Source organism: Ensifer sp. (assembly GCF_031989085.1).
In the GTDB taxonomy this organism is placed as follows: domain Bacteria; phylum Pseudomonadota; class Alphaproteobacteria; order Rhizobiales; family Rhizobiaceae; genus Ensifer.
In genome coordinates, this window is the sequence record NZ_DALZXU010000001.1 from 621,646 (window position 1) to 636,646 (window position 15,001).

The following is a 15,001-nucleotide window of genomic DNA, read 5'->3' on the forward strand; positions in this document are numbered from 1 at the left end:
GGAAGGAAAATTCCCCTACGGCCGTTGTAAGTCCAAGAATGCAGGGTTCTTCGCTCCAGGCGAATGGACCCGAGGGAGACATTTCAGCAGTGTCACGATCATGGGAATTCTGCGCCGTCGGGCGGCGCCTGTCGGGCAGACGGGTAGCGCCTTCTATCGAGCTGCGCGCATCGAGGTTCCTGCCATGAGCGCCATGCTGTCCCGCTATCTCAAGGATTTCAGCGCGCCCAAGGTCGAGTTGTCGATGATGCCGCCGAAGTACTTTCCCGATCTCGATACCGACTACGCCGACAGCGACCGTCTCGCTCTGCGATCGGCTACGCCGCAGGTCGATGTCGAAGCCGAGCGCCGCGAGGCGTTTGAACAGGGTCGCGCCGAGGCAACCGCCGAGCTTGTCTTCGAACATGGCAATGAGATCGCCGATCTCCAGGCCGCTCACGCAGCTGAAATCCAGTCTCTGACGAGGCGCCTCGAAGAGGAGGCGGCAGGCCGCATGGCCGCGCAGTTCCAGGAAATGACGGAGCAACTGGCCGTTGCCCTCGGCGATCAGACCGCGCGCGTGCTTGCGCCTGTCATGGAAGAGGCGCTCGTCCAGCGCGCTGTCGCCGATATGGCAGAGATGATCCGCCAGGGAATTATCGCCGGCGAAGGCTGTGCGATCACCGTCAGGGGGCCGCTGCACCTGCTGGAAGCATTGAAAAGCAGCCTCGGCGACGACATGCCGGTGTTCCGCCACGTTGAAACCGACGACATCGATCTCGCCATCGAAATGGATGAGACGATCCTCGTTACAAGAATGGCGGCCTGGGCCGACACCGTCCGGAAGGTTCTGGCATGAGCGACGAAAGCCACCATAACGGCAAGAACGAAATCATCATCGTCAAACGCGTAAGCGGCGGTCACGAAGGCCACCACGGCGGCGGGTGGAAGATCGCCTATGCCGACTTCATGACCGCGATGATGGCCTTCTTCCTGGTCATGTGGCTGATCAATGCCGCCAACGAGGAAACCAAGGCGGCAATCGCCTCCTATTTCAATCCGGTACAGCTGACCGATCAGAAGCCCGCCGAACGTGGCCTGAAGGATCCGGCCAAGGATGCGCAGGGCGAGGAAACGCAGCAGCGGTCCAAGGTCGACGGCGAACAGGAAAAATCCGGCGGCTCCGCCAAGACGGGCGACCAGATGACGGCCACCTCGGGTGAGGAGACGAAATATTCCGACGCCGATTTCTTCGAGAATCCCTATTCGGTGCTCTCGGAAATCGCGCAGGAAGTCGGCCAGCAGGCCAATATCAGCGTCAAGGGCGATGGCGGTGCTGCGCAGTCCGGTCCGTCGACCGGTGCTGAAGGCGGCGAGGCCTATCGCGATCCTTTCGATCCCGACTTCTGGACCAAGCAGGTCGAAGTCAAGGATGCGGGCAATACCACCGAAAAGGATGTCGCCCTCGCGTCCAAGGCAGCCATGGGGAGCGGTGCCGCACTGGTGAAGAAGGCCGGTGAAGACCAGAAGGCTGTCGAAGAACAAGCTGCCAAAGCCGGGGCGACACCTGGCGATGCCGGTAAGACAGAAGCCGAAAAGGCCGAGCTTGCCAGCCAAGATCCGGCAGCGCAGGCAGAGGCGCTCAAGGCCGAGATCAAGAAGGAACTGGGCGGCGATACAGGCAAGCTGGCAGAGGGCCTCGTCGTGACGCCGGCCGAAGGCGGCCTGCTGGTCACGATCAGCGAACAGACGGATGCGCAGATGTTTGCCGTCGGCTCTGCCGTACCGCAGAAGGAACTCGTCACCGCCATGGAAAAGATCGGCCGGCTTCTGTCCGCGCGCCAGGGCGCCGTGGCCATTCGCGGCCACACGGATGGCCGACCGTTCAAGGACGGCACCTATGACAACTGGCGTCTGTCGGCCGCGCGCGCCCAGAGCGCCTACTACATGCTCGTGCGTGGTGGCCTGAAGGAGGATCGCGTCAGCCAGATCACCGGCTTTGCCGACCGGCGGCTGCAGATCCCCGACGACCCCTATGCGCCTGGCAACCGGCGTATCGAAATCCTGTTGCAGTCGGCAAAGGGCTGAAACCGATGCTGCTACGCCTCAGATCCGCCCTGATGCGGTCGGTGCTGGTCCTGCCGGTGATGGCAGGCATGGCGCATGCCAACGACCTTGAGGCGCTGGCACCTTTCAAGATGATCCGGTCGCTGCAATATGTGCAGGATTCGGTTGTGCTCGGCGATCACTCGGCGATCGAGATGCAACGTTTCATGCTCGGCGCGATCGACAAGCGCTTGCGAGCCGCCGATACCTCCGTCTTCGCCGATCCGCGCAACGTCGATGCGGCGCTCGTCTACGCCATGAGCGGTGGCAACCCGGAAACGCTCAATTACCTCGCCGACCGCGACGTGGCGGGCAATTTCGATACGCGCGTCACGGATGCGCTGCGCCAGTACCTGAGCGGCAAGGGCGGGTTGATCGTCGAGAGCCTGTCAAAAGCAGCGCCCGAGTACCGCAATTCCCGCGTCGGCCCCTATCTCTTCCTGATCCTGGGCAATGCGCTATCGCAGCAGGACCCGGTCGAGGCGATGAAATACTACGACTGGGCGCGGCTGACGGCGCCGGGAACGATCATAGAGGAGGCGGCGCTGCGTCGCTCGGTCTTCCTCGCGGTGCAGGCGAATTTGCCAGAAAAGGGCTTTCGCTACGCGCTGAACTACGCCCGGCGCTACCTGACGTCGCCCTATGCCAGCCAATTCGCCGACGTCTTTGTTGAACTGGCCGTTGGCCATTTCGACGAGGCGGCGCAGGAGCGGATTTCCGAGATCCTGACATTCATGGATGTGCCGCGCCAGCGCGAGGTTTATCTTCGCGTCGCCAGGCGTGCGGCCATCAGCGGCAAGCAGCCGCTGGCGAAGCTCGCCTCGGAAAGAGCAGAACAGCTGGCCGCCGATGGCGCCACCGAGCCGAGCGTGCTTGCCAATTTTTATGCCGGGCTTGCCGCGGTTCCGTCCTCGGACGTCTTCGCTGCGACCCGGAGCATTGCGGCGATCCCGGATGCCGAACTTTCGCCGCGGGACCGCGCGCTGCGCGACGCGGCCAGGGCAGTTGCAGATGCGGTCACCAGACCACCTGACGATGAAAGCCTCACGCAAGCGTTCTCCGATAGACCGATCAGACCAGCCACGCCGCCGGTAGAGGCCGAAGACGGGGAAACCGGCAGCGGCCTGAGCCCGTTCGGCGAACCGGCAGCCAAGGCCGGCGTCCGCGCTGCTGGCGAGACGAAACAAGCCAGCGTCGACACGGCCGACGCCTCCGACCCGGCCCATGACGGTTTCGTCGCCAAGGGCCGGTCGAAGGTCGAGGAGATCGACGCGTTGCTAAGGGGGGAAGGCCAATGAGAGCTCTTGACGAAAGCTTGCGCGCACCGCCTCCGCCTCAAGCGGGCAAGGCAGGCGCGCGCGCCGGCGGCAAGGAGCAGGCCCCTGGCGCATTCGAGGACGCTGTCGCAACCGCAGGGCGCCAGAAGGCGAACGGTCAGGGTGGACAGGGTTCGAGCGGCGAGAATGGCGATGCAGGCGCCGGCGAAAATTCGGGAGCTTCTGCCTTGATCGGAAACGGTGGCATCAAAGGCGGCGACGCGACGATCTCGATCTCCAAGTCTGCGCGCAATCGCGCGCCGGGTGATCTCGAGGATCCGTCGCTCGAAAACCATGAGGCAGGCAAGGAGCGGTTCTCGCTCGCCGAGCGCGAAAAGGACGCCAAGCGTCTTGCATCCAAAGCAGCGCTGGCGCTCGCGAATGCGCGAGCCTCCAACCAGGCCGGCGAAACGGACGACCTTGCGGGGCGCATCGCAGCGCTGACGCGCGAGATTGCCAAAACCAAAGCTGGCAATGCGCAGGGCGGTGACAGCAATGGCGAGGCAACAGACGTCGCTGCGTCCGATGGCAAGTCGTCGCCTAACGGCAGCGTGGACGACCTGCTGACGCTGCTTGGCGGCGACACCTTGCCGTCGCTGCATGCGGACGCGAAGGGCGCCGATGCCGGCAAGGCTGGCGTTCAGACGCTTGCCGAGCGCGCCGCGCAGGTTGCCGCCCATGGCGACATGGCCGAGGCGGCTGGCGCAAACGGCGAGGGCGCCGATGGCGCGCAGGAATCCGATCGATTGTTCCACTTTGCCCGTGCCGACGGCAAGGGCCAGGCAATCTCGATGAGCATCTCGAACGACGGTGAACGCGCGACGGTCGACGTCGCGCGGTCCTCGGCCAAGGCGGAAAATGTGACCGTGCTCGAAGCGCGCCGGTATCTCGGCATTGCGCTGAACACCAACGCCGCCAATGTCACGAGCGCGATCGCCGGCGACGCGGGCTTCGCCCAGTCGCTGCAGCCGAGCGCGGCACTCGGTCAACCCGATGCCTGGGCGCAGGCCGGCAAGACGCTGAACACGCTGAAGATCCAGCTGCATCCGATCGAGCTCGGCCTCGTCACCGCGACGTTGCGGCTGAAGGACGATGAGTTGCAGGTCGAGCTGAAGGTCGAAAACGGCGAAGCGTTCCGCCAGCTGCGTGACGACCAGGGCGAAATGGTCAGGGCGTTGCGGGCCCAGGGCTTCGCGGTCGATCAGATCAACGTGGTGTTCAATTCGGGCAGCGACAGCTCGAATGGTGGCAGCAGCACGCAGCAGCAGGCGCAGCCTGGCCAGCAGGGCCGTGAGCGTGCCGGAGACGGCGGCGGGCAGGGACGACAGCGCCAGGATGGCGATAGCCAGGCTTCAGGCTCAGAAAGGCGAGTTGGCAATGGCGGTACGGAAGATGCGGTTGCCGGTTCTGAGCGTTCTCGCACTGGCCACGTCTACATGTAGCGCCTTCGCCAGTGCCAGCACGGGCGTGTGCGAGCGCGAAATCATCTCGGCTGCATCGAAGTATGGCGTCCCCGCCGGGATCCTCTATTCGGTCGGCCTGACGGAAACCGGCCGCAAGGGATCGCTTCAACCCTATGCGATGAACATCGAGGGAAAGGCCTATTTCGGGGCCAGCACCGAGGACGTTCTCGTCCGATTTGCCAGCGCCCGGGCCGAGGGCGCCAAGCTCATCGATCTCGGTTGCATGCAGATCAATTACTACTTCCATGGCGATCAGTTCGCATCGCCGACGGAGATGCTTGACCCACGAAAGAATGTCGAATATGCCGCGCGCTTCCTGTCCAATCTTCGCGCGAAGCACGAGAGCTGGACCATGGCGGTTGCCCGGTATCATGCCGGCCCGAACAACGACCCGGCACAGAAGAAATATGTCTGTCGGGTGATCGCGAATCTGGTCGCGACCGGCTACGGCAAGTGGACGCCGAACGCCACGCAGTTCTGCCAATAAACAACCATTGATTGATTGACCGCGGGTCATTCCGCATTGTGGCGACAATGCGCGGAGAATGTGACGGCAAGTGGTTTTGTCGCATGCCGTTAACTTTTCCACATTATTTTAGTGCGGCACTGAGGCGTGAGCCACTAGATGTAGTGCAAATCGGACCGACATGGTTAATCAATTATTAATTCCACCCAGTAACTTCCTCTAGTTGTTCATGAATCCCTCGATTCGTACCTCTCAATCAGTGCGGTGCCATACTGATTCGGAGGCGGACGAATGATCGTAGTGGTTGATGATAGAGAACTCGTGAAAGACGGCTATACGTCGCTTTTCGGGCGTGAAGGAATTCCCTCGACGGGCTTTGATCCCAAGGAGTTCGGCGAGTGGGTAAATGCGGCTGCGGATTCGGATATCGACGCGGTCGAAGCGTTTCTGATCGGCCAGGGTGACAGCACCTTTGCGCTGCCGCGCGCGATCCGCGACCGGTCGATGGCGCCGGTCATCGCGGTCAGCGACACGCCTTCGCTGGAAAATACGCTGGCTCTGTTTGACTGCGGCGTCGACGACGTCGTGCGCAAGCCTGTTCACCCCCGGGAAATCCTGGCGCGGGTAGCGGCGATCCGCCGGCGCCTGAAGGCCATCAACAACTACACCGACATCGGTCCGATCCGCGTCTTTGCTGACGGCCGCGATCCCGAGATCAACGGCGACGTGTTTGCGCTTCCGCGCCGCGAGCGCCGCATCCTGGAATACCTGGTCTCGAACCGCGGTCGCAGGGTCTCCAAGTCTCAGATCTTCAACGCGATCTACGGCATTTTCGACGAAGACGTCGAGGAAAACGTCGTCGAGAGCCACATCAGCAAACTGCGCAAGAAACTGCGCAAGAAGCTCGGCTTCGACCCGATCGATTCCAAGCGTTTCCTTGGCTACTGCATCGACTGGAACTAAGGCGCGCTCGGGCGGGCGGATGCGGCACCTAAGACAGGTTCACGCAAGGCCCGCTTCCTAGTGTCGCTGCAACATGGAAATGAGGATCCGATATGAGTCTCTATGGCAGCATGAGAACGGGCGTCTCCGGTATGAACGCTCAGTCGAACCGTCTCGGCACTGTGGCTGAAAACATCGCCAATTCGAACACGACGGGCTACAAGCGCGCCTCGACGGAATTCTCTTCGATGATCCTGCCCTCGGGCGGCGGCAACTATAATTCCGGTGGCGTCGAGACCCAGGTGCGCTACAGCATCTCGCAGCAGGGCGGCACCAGCTACACCACGTCGGCAAGCGACCTCGCGATCAACGGCGGCGGTTTCTTCATCGTGCAGGGCAATGGCGGCGAGAACTTTCTGACGCGTGCCGGCTCCTTCGTTCCCGACAAGGACGGCAACCTCGTCAACACCGCCGGCTTCAAGCTGATGGGCTATGAGTACAAGGCCGGTGCCGACCCGACCGTGGTCGTCAATGGCTTCGACGGCCTGACGGAAGTCAAGCTCAAGGACGAGGGCTTGGTCGCGGCCGGTTCGACGAAGGGCGCAATGGAAGCCAATCTGCCTTCCGGCGCCGCGATAGGTGATGAGAAGCCGACCTCGTTGGTCGTCTATGACAGCCAGGGCAACACCCGCATCCTCGATTTCGTCTACAAGAAGACGGCTGCCAACACCTGGTCGCTGGAAGTGCGCGACCGGGCAAGCTACACACCGGGCCCGCCAGCCGTTGGCGTCATTGGTACGCAGAACTTGGCGTTCGACACTGCTGGCAAGCTGACGACGACGCCGACGAAGTTGACGACGACGCCGATCAACAACCTGCCGGGCACCGGCGCAAACCTTGGCGCCTTGACGATCGACTTCACCAAGACGACACAGCTCGGCGGTGAGTTCACCAGCACCGGCGGTGGCATCGACGGTTCGAAGCCGAGCAAGATGTCGGGCTTCGAGATCGACAAGGAAGGCATCGTCTACGTCAAGTACGGCGACGGCAACCTGGTCCCCAAGTTCCGCATCGCGCTTGCGACCGTCCAGAGTCCGGACAAGCTCCTTCCGCAGTCTGGCAACGTCTACTCGCAGGGCACGGATTCCGGCGTCATCGTCACCGGGTTTGCCGGCTCGGGTGCGTTCGGCAACATCCAGTCCAAGGCGCTGGAAAACTCCAACGTCGATATCGCCAACGAACTGACCTCAATGATCGAGGCGCAGCGCAACTACACGGCAAACTCCAAGGTGTTCCAGACCGCTTCGGACCTGCTTGAAGTTCTGGTCAACCTGAAACGGTAATTGAAAGAGATACGGTCCGCGTCATGTCGCTGTCCTCCGCAATATCCATCGCACAACAGGCCTTCAGCAACACGGCGCAGCAAACCGCAACCGTGTCGAAGAACATCGCGAACGCGGGCAACGCCGACTATTCCCGTCGGCTTGCCCTGCTCGGGAGCACGGCGAATGGCGCGCAGGTCGTATCCATCTACCGTGCCCAGAACGAGGCGCTGCTCAAGCAGAGCATCGCCGGCATGGGCGAAGCCTCCGGTCAGGCAAGACTGAGGGAAGGCCTGGAGCTGATGAAGTCGGCGCTCGGCGGCAACAGCTACGAGACGGCGCCTTCCAAGCTGCTGGCCGATTTCCGCAACAGCCTCCAGACCTTTGCCGCAACCCCCGGCAACAAGACGATCGCCGCGGCTGCGGTATCGGATGCCGGGGACCTGGCGGATTCGCTCAACAAGGCGTCGCGGTCCGTCCAGGACATGCGCGAAAATGCCGACAAGGAAATGGCGCTTGAAGTCGACAAGCTGAATGGCCTGCTGGCGGAATTCGAGAAGGCCAACAACGCCGTCAAGGCCGCCACGGCTCAGGGGTCCGATCCGAACGACGCGCTCGATCAGCGCGACAAGATCCTGAAGCAGGTTTCGGAGATCATCGGCATCTCGACGACCACGCGCGCCAACAACGACACGGTCATCTTCACCACGGATGGAACCGTTCTGTTCGAGACGCTCCCGCGCGCGGTCACTTTTGCGCCGCAAAACACCTATGACGCGGCGACCGTCGGCAACAAGATCTATGTCGACGGTGTGCCGATCGCGGCCGGAAGCGGCGCCGACACGACGGCCAAGGGCAAGCTCGCGGCGCTGGTGCAGCTGCGCGACGACGTCGGGCCGAAGTTCCAGTCGCAACTCGACGAGATCGCCCGTGGCCTGGTGACGATGTTCCAGGAAGGCGGCCAGACCGGCCTGTTTACCTGGGTACCGGGTGGCATTCCGCCTGTCGGTATCGTGAAAGGTCTGGCGTCGACAATCACGGTCGACGCACGTGCCAAGGCCGACCCCTTGATGCTGCGCGACGGTGGCTTCGACGGCACCTCGAATAACCCGACCGGCAGTGCCGGCTACACCACGCTGCTCGACGGCTTCATCAACAAGATGAGCGAGAACATGGCGTTCGACCCGGCGTCGGGTCTCGACAGCAGCAGCAACATCCTGAATTTCGCGACCAGTTCGGTCGGCTGGCTGGAGCAGTTCCGCAAGACGGCATCGACCGCCGACGACAACAAGTCGGCGCTCCTGACGCGCACGGCGGAAGCGCTGAGCAAGCAGACGGGCGTCAGCATCGACGAGGAATTGTCGCTGCTGCTCGATCTCGAACAATCCTACAAAGCATCGGCCAAGCTGGTCAGCACCGTGGACGCCATGATGGCGGCCCTTATGGAAGCTGTGAGGTAATCATGAAGACATCCTTCGTTTCAAACCTGGCGATTCAAACCGCCATGCGCCTGACGATCCAGCAGACTCAAGCCGAGTTGATGCGGCGGACCCAGGAAAGCACGACCGGCATCCACTACGACATCGGGCTCACGCTCGGCGCATCGACGGCGCGCTCGCTCAACCTGCAGCGCGAGATGGACCGTATGGCGTCGATGAAGGGCACCAACGCGGTCGTCACGCAGAGGCTTTCCGCCTCGCAGGGCGCGCTGGAGACGATGCAGAAGGCGGCCGAGAAGGTGCGCGACACGCTTGTCACCTACAAGGGCAACGACAGCGTCGACGCGATGAAGATCCTGAAGTCCGAAGTCAACGGCGCGCTGCAGATCTTCACGTCGGCGGCCAACACCTCCTTCAATGGCGAGTTCCTGTTTTCGGGCATCAACACCGACGTCAAGCCGCTGGCCGACTACAATTCCGTGCCGACGTCGGCGGCGAAAGCCGCCTTCGATATGGCGCTGAGCGACTACAAGACTGCAAACGGCATTACTGACATGAGCCAGTTCACGCCGACGCAGATGCAGGATTTCATCACGACCAAGCTCGAACCGATGTTCATGGGCGCGGATTGGGATACCAACTGGTCCGACGCGTCGAACCAGAACATGACGAGCCGCATCAGCGCCAGCGAAGTGATCGAAAGCTCGACCAATGCCAACACCAAGAGCTTCCGCATGTTCGCGCTTGCGAGCGTGATCTCGTCGGAACTCATGGACGAGAACGTCAATTCGCAGGTCCGCGCCACGCTCAACACTGCCGCCTTCGGCTACATGGAGCAGGCCATCGCTGGCCTCAATGGCGAACGCAGCTCGCTCGGCATCTCGGAATCGCGCGTCAAGAAGGCGACGACCTCGATCGAGGCGCAGGAAAAGCTCGTCAAGACGCACATCATTGATGTCAACGGCATCGACCAGGAAGAAAATGCGACACGCGTGAACCTGTTGAAGACCCAGCTCGATACATCCTACGCGCTGACGTCGAGACTGCAGCAGATGAGCTTGCTCAACTACCTCTGAGAAGAGGCGACCGGACAAACATGAAGGATGTCTGAATGTACCAATTTTCCTATGCCGAGATCATGGAGGATGGCGTTGCCGACTCCAAGAATCGAGAACGGCAGGTACTCGATCGCTCGATTGCGCTCCTTGAAGCGGCAAGACAGCAGAACGGGTACTCGAGAGAAGCCATCGAGGCGATCTATTTCACCCGCCGCGTCTGGATCCGCTTCATCGAGGATCTTCGCGCTCCGGAAAACCAGCTCAACGAAGAGCTGCGCGCCAATCTGATTTCGATCGCCATCTGGATTTTGAACGAGACGGAAAAGATCCGCAAACGCGAATCCTCCAACTTCCAGGGCATAATTGACATTACCACCATCATCAGGGATGGACTGAAATGAAGAGCACACTGCGTATCTCGCTGAAGTCGGGCGAAAGAATTTTTGTAAACGGCGCGGTGCTTCGCGTTGACCGCAAGGTCGCCGTGGAATTCCTGAATGACGTGACCTTCCTTCTGGAAAACCACGTGCTTCAGCCGGAAGATGCAACGACGCCGCTGAAGCAGCTCTACTTCATCGCCCAGATGATCCTGATCAACCCGGAAGGCGCCGAGCAGTCGACCGCCATGTTCCGCAAGTCGGTCGTCATGCTGCTCAACTGCTTCAAGAACGAAGAGATCCTGGCCGAGCTGAAGCGGGTCGACGGCCTGGTCACCAACGGCCGCGCCTTCGAGGCTCTGAAGGCGATCCGCGGGCTCTACGCCATCGAAGACCGCATTCTCAACACGCATGAAATCACGCCGGCCACGGTCGAGCAGATTCGCAAGGAGATCGCACCATGGCGGTAAGCGGCGTCAGCAACAAGGATTATTCCCCGATCGTCTCGGGCACCGATTCCGGCAACGACGCCAGCAAGGCATCGCTGAACTACGAAAGCTTCCTGAAGCTGCTCGTCGCCCAGATGAAGAATCAGGACCCGACGCAGCCGATGGACGCCACCCAGCAGATCGCCCAGCTTGCGACCTTCTCGCAGGTCGAACAGACGATCAAGACCAACAAGAACCTCGAGAGCCTGCTGCAGCGCACGTCGCTCAGCGAGGCCGACGCGGTGATCGGCAAGACTGTCACCAACGCCGACGGCACGATCACTGGCGTTGTCAAGGAAGTCAAACTATACTCTGACGGAATCATTGCAGTGCTTGATAACGGCAAGGAGCTCGTTATCGGCCCAGGCGTCAAGGTAAAGTGATACCCTTATGAATGAGGCGGATGCCCTCGATATTGTGCAGGCTGCGATCTGGACCGTGATCGTGGCCTCGGGGCCCGCCGTTCTCGCCGCGATGATCGTCGGCGTCGTCATCGCCTTCATCCAGGCGCTGACCCAGGTTCAGGAAATGACCCTGACCTTTGTTCCGAAGATCCTTGCAGTGATGATCACGGTCGCCGTGTCCGCGCCGTTCATCGGCGCCCAGATCTCGATCTTCACCGACATCGTCTTCTCCCGTATCCAGTCCGGCTTCTGACGGCGCAGTCGCGCTACCACCCTCGCGCAAGCTTGAGCCTCTATCTCCGATCTATAAGATTGGGGCAGCGCGTGTGAATGCTGCCCGACCTCTCATGAAGAGACGGAAGAGACATGGCACAGCAAGCAGCGTTGATCATCCCGAAAGTAGCACCAAAGGGCCGGGACGTCGGCTTTGCGCTCGGGATCGTGGCGATCCTCGCCATTCTTTTCCTGCCGATTCCACCCTTCCTGATCGATATGGGCCTGGCGTTCTCGATCGCATTTTCGGTGCTGATCCTGATGGTGGCGCTGTGGATCCAGCGGCCGCTCGAATTTTCGTCCTTTCCGACGATCCTTCTGATCTCGACCATGGTTCGCCTGGCGTTGAACATTGCAACGACGCGCGTCATCCTTTCCCATGGTCACGAAGGCCATGGCGCTGCCGGCGGCGTCATCTCCGGTTTCGCCAGCCTCGTCATGTCCGGCGACTTCGTCATCGGTCTGATCGTCTTCCTCATTCTGATCACGGTGAACTTCATCGTCATCACCAAGGGTGCGACGCGTATCGCCGAAGTGGGCGCGCGCTTCACCCTTGATGCCATCCCCGGCAAGCAGATGGCGATCGACGCCGACCTTTCGGCCGGCCTGATCGACGAGAAGGAGGCGCAGCATCGGCGCCGCGAACTGGAGCAGGAAAGCTCGTTCTTCGGCGCGATGGACGGTGCTTCGAAGTTCGTGCGTGGCGACGCGATCGCCGGCCTGATCATCACCGCGATCAACATCTTCGGCGGCATCATCATCGGCTATCTGCGCCATGACATGCCGATCGGCGAAGCGGCCGACGTCTTCGTCAAGCTTTCCGTCGGCGACGGCCTGGTTTCGCAGATCCCGGCGCTGATCGTTTCGCTTGCCGCCGGCCTGCTCGTGTCGCGCGGCGGCACGGCCGGCTCGACCGACCAGGCCGTGGTCGGTCAGCTCGGCGGATACCCGCGCGCCTTGATGGTCGCGTCAGGGCTGATCATCCTGCTCGCACTGGTTCCGGGCCTGCCATTCCTTCCGTTCGCCTTGCTCGGCGGCGGCATGGCCTTCCTGAGCTGGGTCATTCCGCGCCAGATCGCGGCCGAAAACGAGGCGCGCCGGGTGCAGGAAGCGGCCAGTGCCCAGCAGACCAAGGACGGCGAGGCGGACTCGGTCAAGTCGGTGCTGAAGACGGCGGAAATCGAACTGCTGCTCGGCAAGCAGGTCTCGACCCGCCTGCTCGGCGCCCACCAGGAACTGGCCTTCCGCGTCGGCAAGATGCGACGCAAGTTTGCCGGCCAGTACGGTCTCGTCATTCCCGAGATCAAGGTCTCGGACGACATCAGCATTCCCGACAAGGCCTACCATGTCCGTATCCACGGCACGACCATCGCCTCCAACACGGTGCGTGTCGGCGAAGTTCTGGTGGTCACCGGCGGTGGCCGCCGTCCGAGCGTGCCGGGCGACGAGATCCGCGAACCCGCCTTCGGCATGCCGGCGGTCTCCATTCTCGAGACCTTTACCGAAGACCTGAAGCGCGAAGGCTTCCATCCGATCGACAACGTCTCGGTGGTGCTGACGCACCTTTCCGAAGTGATCCGCAACAACCTTCCGCATCTTCTGTCCTACAAGGACGTGAAGGTGCTGATCGATCGGCTCGACCCCGAATACCGCAAGCTGGCGGACGAGATCTGCACGTCGCACATGTCCTATTCCGGCCTGCAGGCGGTGCTGAAGCTGCTGCTGGCGGAGCGGGTATCGATCCGCAACCTGCATCTGATCCTGGAAGCGGTGGCCGAACTTGCGCCGCACGTCCGCAAGACCGAGCAGATCGTCGAGCATGTTCGCGTGCGCATGTCGCAGCAGCTGTGCGGCGACCTTGCCGACAACGGCATCCTGCGCGTGCTGCGCCTCGGCAACAAGTGGGACATGGTGTTCCACCAGGCGCTGAAGCGTGACGCCAAGGGCGAGGTCGTCGAGTTCGATATCGACCCGCGCCATCTGGAAGAGTTCAGCGAGCAGGCGACGAAAGTTATCCGTGAACATCTCGATCGCGGCATGCCCTTCGTACTGGTAAGTTCGCCCGAATCCCGGTCTTATGTCCGCATGATCATCGAACGCCTTTTTGCCACTTTGCCCGTGCTCTCGCATGTCGAGCTTGCCAAGGGACTCGAGATCAAGATCATCGGCTCCATTTCATGATAACCGACCCCGAGGGCACGGTGCTCGCGCTGTTTGCGGCATTTTGCCGGATCGGGGCGTGCATCATGATCATGCCGGGGTTCTCGAGCGCGCGCGTTCCCATGCAGATCCGGCTGTTCATCGCAGTCGCCATCTCCATGGCGATCCTGCCGATCATGTGGCCCGAGATCTATCCGCAGGTCACTGGCAAGGGCCACACCTACATCTATCTGATTGCGGCCGAGACGGCCGTCGGCGCCGTCATCGGCCTCGTCGCCCGCTACTATGTGCTCGGCCTGCAATTCGCTGGAACCACGATCACGATGATGATGGGTTTCAGCCCGCCGCCCTCCTCGGATGTGATCGAGGATACGGCCGAAAACCAGATGACCAGCATGATCAGCTTTGCCGGGCTGATGGTCCTGTTCATGCTCGATTTCCACCACGTGATGTTCGAGGCGATCGTCCAGTCCTATCGGGTCATGCCGGTCGGCAGCGCCTTCGACCCGCAGGGCGTGCTGATCACGCTGACGGATTCGCTCGAGCAGACCTTCATGATCATGCTGAGACTGGCCAGCCCCTTCCTGATCTACGGCCTGCTGTTCAACGTCGCGATCGGCATGGTCAACAAGCTGGCGCCGCAGATCCCGATCTACTTCATTTCACAACCCTACCTGATCATGGGCGGCATGTTCCTGCTCTATCTCGGGATCGCGGCGATGCTGCGCCTGTTCGGCGACGGCTTTGCGCTCGTCATGCAGGGAGGATAGCCGGAATGAAGACGCGCTCGCAGAAGCTCAAGCGCCTGGTCGCCGTCCAGCGCCATCTCGAGCAGATGGCGGAAGCCGACTATGTCGAAATGGTGCGCCAGCGCGAGGTGCTGGCCGAGACGATCGACGTGGTGGTCGACGCCATGGGCTCGGGACATCCGATGCACCGCATGTTTTCCGGCCACTATTCCTCGCAAGTCGGCCGCCTGGTGCAGAAGGACCAGATGCTGCTCGGTATCCAGCAAACGCACGAAGCGCGCATGCTGAAGGAGCGGGCCAAGGCTGACCGGCTTGAGGAAAACATGAAGGAAGCCCGCCAGTCGGAAGACCGCGAAGAGGCTGACAATTCCATCTATGACCTGATCGATCAACACGTTGCCGGGCAAGCGCCAGCTTCCGGTAAGGTTGAAGGGCGATAGTGCAACATCCGCAACGTTA

16 protein-coding genes are annotated in these 15,001 nt (G+C 61.6%); all 16 read left to right on the forward strand.

Annotated features, from left to right (window positions below; genetic code table 11):
• Nucleotides 1-184: 184 nt before the first annotated feature.
• The 16 genes from RTP54_RS03035 to RTP54_RS03110 all read left to right on the forward strand — a co-directional run bounded on the left by RTP54_RS03035 (nucleotide 185) and on the right by RTP54_RS03110 (nucleotide 14,982).
• Nucleotides 185-838, forward strand: a complete 654-nt coding sequence (locus tag RTP54_RS03035; protein WP_312363151.1) for a hypothetical protein — start codon at nucleotides 185-187, stop codon at nucleotides 836-838.
• Nucleotides 835-2,067 carry a MotB family protein gene (locus RTP54_RS03040; RefSeq protein WP_312360874.1) on the forward strand — a complete coding sequence of 411 codons (1,233 nt, stop codon included), beginning with the start codon at nucleotides 835-837 and terminating at the stop codon, nucleotides 2,065-2,067. Before RTP54_RS03035 ends, RTP54_RS03040 begins: the two co-directional genes overlap by 4 nt.
• A gap of 5 nt (nucleotides 2,068-2,072) precedes the next feature.
• A complete protein-coding gene (gene motC, locus RTP54_RS03045; RefSeq protein ID WP_312360876.1) occupies nucleotides 2,073-3,383 on the forward strand; it encodes a chemotaxis protein MotC in 1,311 nt (436 codons plus the stop codon).
• Nucleotides 3,380-4,843, forward strand: a complete 1,464-nt coding sequence (locus tag RTP54_RS03050) for a flagellar hook-length control protein FliK (RefSeq protein WP_312360878.1) — start codon at nucleotides 3,380-3,382, stop codon at nucleotides 4,841-4,843. Before motC ends, RTP54_RS03050 begins: the two co-directional genes overlap by 4 nt.
• Nucleotides 4,794-5,351 carry a transglycosylase SLT domain-containing protein gene (locus tag RTP54_RS03055; RefSeq protein ID WP_162704319.1) on the forward strand — a complete coding sequence of 186 codons (558 nt, stop codon included), beginning with the start codon at nucleotides 4,794-4,796 and terminating at the stop codon, nucleotides 5,349-5,351. Before RTP54_RS03050 ends, RTP54_RS03055 begins: the two co-directional genes overlap by 50 nt.
• A gap of 270 nt (nucleotides 5,352-5,621) precedes the next feature.
• A complete protein-coding gene (gene rem, locus RTP54_RS03060) occupies nucleotides 5,622-6,293 on the forward strand; it encodes a transcriptional activator Rem (protein WP_025425938.1) in 672 nt (223 codons plus the stop codon).
• Nucleotides 6,294-6,385: 92 nt separating this feature from the next.
• Nucleotides 6,386-7,615 (forward strand): flagellar hook protein FlgE, encoded by a 1,230-nt coding sequence (locus RTP54_RS03065; RefSeq protein WP_312360879.1) that lies wholly within the window; start codon nucleotides 6,386-6,388, stop codon nucleotides 7,613-7,615.
• Nucleotides 7,616-7,638: 23 nt separating this feature from the next.
• Nucleotides 7,639-9,054: a flagellar hook-associated protein FlgK gene (gene flgK / locus RTP54_RS03070; RefSeq protein ID WP_312360880.1), complete on the forward strand. Its 1,416-nt coding sequence runs from the start codon at nucleotides 7,639-7,641 to the stop codon at nucleotides 9,052-9,054.
• Nucleotides 9,055-9,056: 2 nt separating this feature from the next.
• Nucleotides 9,057-10,109, forward strand: a complete 1,053-nt coding sequence (locus RTP54_RS03075) for a flagellar hook-associated family protein (RefSeq protein WP_312360882.1) — start codon at nucleotides 9,057-9,059, stop codon at nucleotides 10,107-10,109.
• A gap of 35 nt (nucleotides 10,110-10,144) precedes the next feature.
• Nucleotides 10,145-10,492 carry a flagellar biosynthesis regulator FlaF gene (gene flaF / locus RTP54_RS03080; protein WP_025425942.1) on the forward strand — a complete coding sequence of 116 codons (348 nt, stop codon included), beginning with the start codon at nucleotides 10,145-10,147 and terminating at the stop codon, nucleotides 10,490-10,492.
• Nucleotides 10,489-10,938, forward strand: coding sequence for a flagellar biosynthesis repressor FlbT (gene flbT / locus RTP54_RS03085; protein WP_112808883.1), 450 nt, complete (start codon nucleotides 10,489-10,491; stop codon nucleotides 10,936-10,938). The genes flaF and flbT overlap by 4 nt, the downstream gene beginning before the upstream one ends.
• Nucleotides 10,929-11,339 carry a flagellar hook assembly protein FlgD gene (gene flgD / locus RTP54_RS03090; protein ID WP_112808882.1) on the forward strand — a complete coding sequence of 137 codons (411 nt, stop codon included), beginning with the start codon at nucleotides 10,929-10,931 and terminating at the stop codon, nucleotides 11,337-11,339. Before flbT ends, flgD begins: the two co-directional genes overlap by 10 nt.
• A 7-nt stretch (nucleotides 11,340-11,346) precedes the next feature.
• Nucleotides 11,347-11,613: a flagellar biosynthesis protein FliQ gene (gene fliQ, locus RTP54_RS03095; RefSeq protein ID WP_025425945.1), complete on the forward strand. Its 267-nt coding sequence runs from the start codon at nucleotides 11,347-11,349 to the stop codon at nucleotides 11,611-11,613.
• Nucleotides 11,614-11,726: 113 nt separating this feature from the next.
• Nucleotides 11,727-13,814, forward strand: coding sequence for a flagellar biosynthesis protein FlhA (gene flhA / locus RTP54_RS03100; RefSeq protein WP_112816868.1), 2,088 nt, complete (start codon nucleotides 11,727-11,729; stop codon nucleotides 13,812-13,814).
• On the forward strand, nucleotides 13,811-14,563 hold the full coding sequence (fliR, locus tag RTP54_RS03105; RefSeq protein ID WP_112808880.1) for a flagellar biosynthetic protein FliR: 753 nt from the start codon (nucleotides 13,811-13,813) through the stop codon (nucleotides 14,561-14,563). Before flhA ends, fliR begins: the two co-directional genes overlap by 4 nt.
• 5 nt (nucleotides 14,564-14,568) lie before the next feature.
• Entirely contained in the window at nucleotides 14,569-14,982 is a 414-nt protein-coding gene (locus RTP54_RS03110; protein ID WP_112816867.1) for a hypothetical protein, read from the forward strand.
• The last annotated feature ends 19 nt before the right edge of the window (nucleotides 14,983-15,001 follow it).